This window comes from Lactobacillus sp. C449L, from assembly GCF_059900815.1.
Genome location: NZ_JBWXGA010000012.1, coordinates 1 through 978, shown reverse-complemented (window position 1 = coordinate 978; position 978 = coordinate 1). Strand labels below are relative to the sequence as shown.

Sequence of the window (978 nt, the reverse complement as noted above, 5' to 3'; positions counted from 1 at the left end):
CATTCGCGCCGAGGACAGCTCGATGCAGGCGCTGCTTGAAGGCGGCGGCGAGCTGGTGGCGCGCGCCTCAGAGGCCCTTCGGCGCATCAACAGCACCCTTTCCGATGACAACATCGCCAATGTCTCTCTGGCGATCGCCGACGTGCGCGCGACCACCGCCGAACTCCGCTCGCGCCGTGCGATGTTCGCCCGCGCGGAAAGCATGTTCGACCGCCTCGACCGCGCCGCGCGAGACCTCGAGAGCGCCGCTGAATCCGCCGAGGCCGCCATCGACGGTGATGGCCGCCGTGCCTTCTCCGACATGTCGCAGGCCGCACAGGACCTGCGCGGAACCGTCGGCGAGGCGCGCGAGGCGATCGGCAAGATCAATGTGGCTGCTGGAACGCTGGCGGGTGATCAAGGTACGGGGATCGGGGAAACGCTCGAATCGATCGACGCCGCGGCGCGCTCGCTGGAGACGCTGACCCGCGAGATCCGCCAGAGCCCGCGGGAGCTGATCAGCCGGCCCGCCTCGCGTGAAAGGGAGATACCTCGATGACTCCAGTCGGCAAACGCCTGCTCTGCGCATCATGCGCGCTTTTGTCTCTATCGGCCTGCGGAAGCCTTCTCGGCGGTGGCGACAAGGCTGTGCTCTATCGGCTCGGCGGCGACATTCCGCCGGCACAAGCGGCGCCTGCCGGAGAGCTTCCTGTTAGAATCGCCCGGCCCATCCTGCCTTCCGGTGCGGAGGGTGAGAGGATCCTGACGATCAGCGGCCGCGAAGCGGCGCATCTGGCTGGCTCCCGCTGGGTGGGGCCGGCGCCCGATCTCCTCCACGAGACAATCGCTGCTGCGGTGGCACGCGCGCCAGGCCCTGCCTACGCCCTTAACGGAGGCGGCTCGCCGAAATTCCTGCTAAGCACCAGTTTCACCCATTTCGCCGCCTATTACGATGCCGGCCCGGAGCAGCCTCCCGTGGTCCGAATCGCGGCCCAGACG

2 protein-coding genes are annotated in these 978 nt (G+C 68.1%); both read left to right on the top strand.

The features are described from left to right. Positions 1-538: hypothetical protein (locus tag AC2JF9_RS07965; RefSeq protein ID WP_500726732.1), on the top strand; the 538-nt coding region annotated here is incomplete at its 5' end. After that, on the top strand, positions 535-978 hold a 444-nt coding region (locus tag AC2JF9_RS07960), incomplete at its 3' end, for a hypothetical protein (protein WP_500726730.1). The genes AC2JF9_RS07965 and AC2JF9_RS07960, both read left to right, overlap by 4 nt.